Consider the following 5073-nt stretch of genomic DNA (forward strand, 5'->3'; position numbering starts at 1 on the left):
TCCATTAACCGGTCCAACCCACGGGGACCAGTGCAGTGCAGTGGTCCATTGACGCAGCCCGACGGGCGCCCGAAAAATGGGACGCATCCGGCGCGGCTGTCCCGTAACGTCGCTGCGGTGCTACTGACCGTGACTGCAAATGCCACAACCGATTTCCCGGACTCCTCCGACATCGGGTATTTGTTGCACAAGCACCCCGATCGCGTGCAGAGCTGGATCTTGCCCATGGGCGCCACCACTGTGCTGTATCCGGAAGTCTCGGTCGAGCGCACCACCGTCGCAGTTCTGGTGAACGACGGTGCAGGGTCCGGGCTCGCAGTGGCGCTGTCGCGACTGTTCAAGCAAACGCTGGCCGGCGTGTGCACAGGAAAGCCTGAATTGGTCTCTGCTGCAATCGATCGGACGATCTCGATGCCTGCCGCGCCGTCTCGTGGTGCGACCGACCTGGCGTCACGGATGTTCGGTCCCCTCGGATGGAAAGTGGACGCGACGCCCATTCCGCTCGATTCGACGCAGTCGGCATGGGGCGACTCCGAGTACATCGATCTGGTGTTGACCGGAACCTTCACGCTGTCGGCCGCACTGCGGCACCTGTACGTCCTTCTTCCGGTCCTCGACGACGGGAAGCACTATTGGGTAGGCGAGGACGAGTCCGACAAACTCGTTCGAGCAGCAGGGGATTGGCTGGGGGATCACCCGGAGTCGTCGCTCATCGCGTCCCGCTACCTGGCGCACCGTCGCGAACTGGTGGCCTCGGCGCTCGACCGACTCGTGCCCGACGCTCCGCAGGACGACGCAGCCCCGCGAGATCCGACGCTGGCCGAGCAGCGAGTACGCGCCGTCCTGGCGGCACTGACGGGTGCAGGCGCGAAGTCGGTGATCGACCTCGGTTGCGGTGAGGGTCGTCTGCTGCGAGAGCTACTCGCGGACAACAGTTTCGATCGCATTCTCGGTGCGGATGTGAGCGATCGTGCACTCGCCAAGGCGCAGCGCAGGCTGCGTCTGGACGACATGTCCGACCGGCAGCGCGCTCGGATCGAACTGGTGCAGTCGTCGGCCACGTACCGCGACGTTCGGCTGCACGGATTCGACGCGATGGTGCTCATGGAGGTCATCGAACACGTCGATCTCGATCGGCTGCCGGCGTTGGTGCGTTCGGTATTTCTTCAGGCGCGTCCACGAACGGTTCTCGTCACCACACCCAACTCCGAGTACAACGTGCTGTATCCCGGCCTCGAACCGGGAACCTTCCGTCACGTCGATCACCGATTCGAATTCACCCGAGCGCAGTTCGAGCACTGGGGTTCGTCGGTAGCACGTGAACACGCCTACGACGTACGCATCGAGGGAATCGGCCCCGTCGACGATATGTACGGCACCCCGACACAGATGGCCGTCTTCACCCGAGAGGAGCAGGCCCGATGAGTACCTTCGACATTCCGGATCGATCCCTCGTCGTACTCGTCGGCATCAGCGGGTCCGGCAAGTCGTCCTTCGCCGCGCAGCACTTCGGTCCGTACGAGACGGTGTCCAGTGATGCCTGCCGGGGCATGGTGAGCAACGACCCCAACCTGCAGAGCGCGACCAAGGATGCGTTCGCGCTGCTGGAATTCCTCGTGGCAACCAGGCTCCGGGCCGGTCTGCTCACCGTCGTGGACGCCACGAACGTGCAACCCGCGGCGCGAAAGACGTTGATCGCGTTGGCCCGCGAACACGACGTGCTACCGGTCGCCGTCGTGCTCGATGTGCCCGAATCGGTGTGTGCACAGCGCAACGCCGAGCGCACCGACAGGACGTTCGGTCGAGATGTGCTGCGCCGCCAGCAGTCCCAGTTGCAACGCTCGCTTCGGGGACTGTCCAAGGAAGGCTTTCGTTCGGTCCACGTACTCGACGGTGTCGAAGCGGTGGCGTCGGCGACGTTCGTTCGCACTCCGCTGCGCAGCGATCGACCTGAGCTGACCGGACCGTTCGACGTCATCGGCGACATTCACGGCTGCCTTGCCGAGCTCGAAAGCCTGCTCGGCGTGCTGGGTTACACGATCGAGCGAGACGACGCCGGTCGCGCGGTCGGCGCGACGCCACCGCCCGGTCGGACTGCCGTGTTCGTCGGCGATTACGTCGATCGCGGACCGGACTCGGTGGGAGTGCTGCGACTGGTGATGGGAATGGTCGGTACCGGAGCAGCATTGGCGGTTCCGGGTAACCACGAGAACAAGCTCGTCAAGGCACTCCGCGGCCGGAAGGTGACCACGTCGCACGGTCTCGCCGAGACCCTCCAACAGCTCGACGCCGAGTCGGCAGAGTTTCGCCGGCAGGTGCTCGAGTTCTGCGACGGCCTCGTCGCGCACCTCGTGCTCGACGGCGGCAAGCTCGTCGTCGCGCACGCCGGGTTGATCGAGAAGTACCACAACCGGGCGTCGGGCAGGGTTCGAAGTTTTGCCCTGTACGGCGACACCACCGGCGAGACCGACGAGTTCGGCCTTCCGGTGCGGTACCCGTGGGTGCAGGACTATCGGGGCTCGGCGGCGGTTCTCTACGGGCACACCCCGGTTCCGGAAGTGGAGTGGGAGAACAACACTGCGTGTCTCGATACGGGATGCGTCTTCGGCGGGAAGCTCACGGCGCTGCGTTACCCGGAGCGCGAGGTGGTGTCGGTTCCGGCCGAGAAGGTCTGGTACGAGCCTGCCCGCCCGATGGGCGCGTTCACGCGGGATGCGGCGTCGCTCGATCTGTCCGACGTGATCGGCCCGACGGGCGTCGAGACGTCGCTGCGTGGGCGCGTATCGGTTCGGCCGGAGAATGCCGCGGGCGCACTGGAAGTGATGAGTCGGTTCGCCCTCGCTCCGCAGTGGCTGCACTATCTGCCGCCGACGATGGCACCGAGTGGAACATCCGAGCGCGAGGGCTATCTCGAATATCCGACGCAGGCATTCGACGCGTATCGCGCGCTCGGTGCGTCGACGGTGATCTGCGAGGAGAAGCACATGGGCTCGCGGGTGGTCGTGGTGGTGTGTCGAGATGCAGACACCGCTCGGGAGAAGTTCGATGCGCCGCAGGGATCGCTCGGCACCGCGTACACGCGGACGGGTCGTCCGGTGTTCGACGAGTCACTGACCGGCGAGCTCATCTCCGGGGTGTCCGACGCGATCGAGAAGGCCGGTGTGTGGGACGAATTGGATTCGAGCTGGCTGATTCTCGACTGCGAACTGATGCCGTGGTCCGCCAAAGCGGAGGGCCTGATCAAAACCGAGTACGCCGCGGTCGCTGCGGTGTCTCGGGCGAATCTCGTGGCCGAGGCGGCGGTGCTGGCATCGGCCGGTTCGCGTGGTCTGGATCTGCAGGAGTTGCTGGAACGGAACACCGTTCGGCAGGTCAACCTGGGCGAGTTCACCGGTGCGTATCGGCGGTACATCTGGCCGACGGACGGACTGGACGGGGTTCGGATTGCGCCGTTTCAGGTGCTGGCATCGAACGTCGGGACGTATGCCGATCGTCCGCACGCCTGGCACCTCGATGTTGCCGACCGATTGGTGGCAACAGCTCCCGATATGTTCGCCGCCACCCGTCGAATCGAGGTCGATCTGTCCATGCCGGATTCGGTTGCGGCAGGGGAGAAGTGGTGGGAGGAGTTGACGGCGCAGGGCGGCGAGGGAATGGTCGTCAAACCGTCAGCGAACGCTCCTCGCGGAAAGATGCAGCCCGGCATGAAGGTTCGTGGCCGCGAGTATCTGCGGCTGATCTACGGTGCCGACTACACCGACCCGGATCGACTGACTGCCCTGCGCAACCGAAACGTGGGACACAAGCAGTCGATGGCGCTTCGCGAATACGCGCTGGGAATGGAAGCGCTGGATCGCTCGGTGCGCGGTGAGCCGCTCTATTCCATCCACCAGGCCGTGTTCGCCGTCCTGGCACTGGAATCCGAGCCAGTCGACCCGCGGTTGTAGGTGCCGGCTTCGAGTACGAAGGGCATTCACCCGTTCGGATCAATGTGGCTTTCAGTCACTCTGAGTGCAACAAAGCCACATTGATCCGAACGGGGAGGGCCAGCGGCACTAGCCCCTCGGCGACGAGAACGGACTGATGCCTGCGCTGATCGGTGCCGCAATTGCTGCAACGACGGCTATCGACGCCCAGAACGTCGGTGAGTCCAGCATCAGACCGCCTGCGAGACCACACACGGCGACGACGACGCCGCATCCCACCAGCAGTCCCGACCCGACAGTGACGTGAGCGAGGTGGTCTCGCGTCGGATCACGTCGGGCTCCGAGCCACACCATCGTTCCCGAGGTGACGAGGGCCAGCGGGGCGAAGAAGAAGAGGGAGCTGCCACCGAGCTTCGACGAGACACTGGCGATCAACAGCACGGCTCCGAATGCCACCGGGGCGGCGAGGGGCATCCCGCCGGACCATCGCTCGAACTTGTTTCGGGTGGGAGCTGTCATGGCAATCGTTCCTTTCCTGGGGAGAAGGGCATGTCAGAGTAGGTACTCCGCGAATATTCCGCCGCCGCAGGACAATGCTGCGATCAGGCCGACTCGCCTCAGGACGAACTTGGCAGCCTTGTCCCACGAGTTCACCTGGCTTTCGATCGCCTCCCAAGCACCGACTGCGCCGAAGAAGTCGATTCCGAGGCAGGCACCGACTACTCGCTTGATTTCATCGGTGACTCCACGGGCCTGAGGTCCCGTGGGAGTCGGCTGCCGGTCGAGGACGTTGCCGGTCTCGTCGACGATCGTCACAGTTGCGTCATCGCTGATCTGAAAGCCGGCTGTGTCGGCGGGGAGTGGATTGCGGCCCTGTTCTGCCAGTGAAGCATTGAGCGAGGCAACTTCTTCCGCGCTCACGGGGACGAATTCCTCGACGGTGGCGGACACCGCGGGTGGCGCGGGTTGAGCAAGAGCAACAGCGGCCCCGCTCATCGACGTCACGGTGATCATCGAGCCGGCGATCAGGGCGATGGATGCGGTGCGAGTCCGAGCAGAAATGCGGTTCATGATGTCTCCCGTTCGTGAGTAGGGGGGTGTCCCTATGGTTTCTGTCAAGCTGCGTGAGCTGCGGGCGGTTGGTACA

General features: G+C 64.5%; 4 protein-coding genes. 2 read left to right on the top strand and 2 right to left on the bottom strand.

All coding sequences use genetic code 11. The features are described 5' to 3' along the window. The first annotated feature begins 129 nt into the window (after positions 1-129). Together QM590_RS25615 and QM590_RS25620 are read left to right on the top strand one after the other, a co-directional pair. The gene (locus QM590_RS25615; protein ID WP_269596867.1) at positions 130-1425 is read left to right on the top strand and encodes a 3' terminal RNA ribose 2'-O-methyltransferase Hen1; all 1296 of its coding nucleotides are present in this window, start codon (positions 130-132) and stop codon (positions 1423-1425) included. Continuing rightward, positions 1422-3947 carry a polynucleotide kinase-phosphatase gene (locus QM590_RS25620; RefSeq protein ID WP_269596868.1) on the top strand — a complete coding sequence of 842 codons (2526 nt, stop codon included), beginning with the start codon at positions 1422-1424 and terminating at the stop codon, positions 3945-3947. Before QM590_RS25615 ends, QM590_RS25620 begins: the two co-directional genes overlap by 4 nt. A 108-nt stretch (positions 3948-4055) precedes the next feature. Here QM590_RS25620 and QM590_RS25625 read toward each other — a convergent pair whose 3' ends face one another. After that, positions 4056-4445, bottom strand: coding sequence for a hypothetical protein (locus QM590_RS25625; protein WP_149407539.1), 390 nt, complete (start codon positions 4443-4445; stop codon positions 4056-4058). Positions 4446-4478: 33 nt separating this feature from the next. After that, complete coding sequence (locus QM590_RS25630; RefSeq protein ID WP_269596869.1) at positions 4479-4997, bottom strand: hypothetical protein; 519 nt, start codon at positions 4995-4997, stop codon at positions 4479-4481. Between the last annotated feature and the right edge of the window lie 76 nt (positions 4998-5073).

The sequence above is a fragment of the Rhodococcus sp. IEGM 1372 genome (genome assembly GCF_030056835.1).
Classification (GTDB): Bacteria; Actinomycetota; Actinomycetes; order Mycobacteriales; family Mycobacteriaceae; genus Rhodococcoides.

What these genes read in the sequence shown, in the direction of transcription:
- QM590_RS25620 (WP_269596868.1), top strand. Translation starts at nt 1,422, where the DNA reads ATGAGTACCTTCGACATTCCGGATCGATCCCTCGTCGTACTCGTCGGC.
- QM590_RS25625 (WP_149407539.1), bottom strand. Translation starts at nt 4,445, where the DNA reads ATGACAGCTCCCACCCGAAACAAGTTCGAGCGATGGTCCGGCGGGATG.
- QM590_RS25630 (WP_269596869.1), bottom strand. Translation starts at nt 4,997, where the DNA reads ATGAACCGCATTTCTGCTCGGACTCGCACCGCATCCATCGCCCTGATC.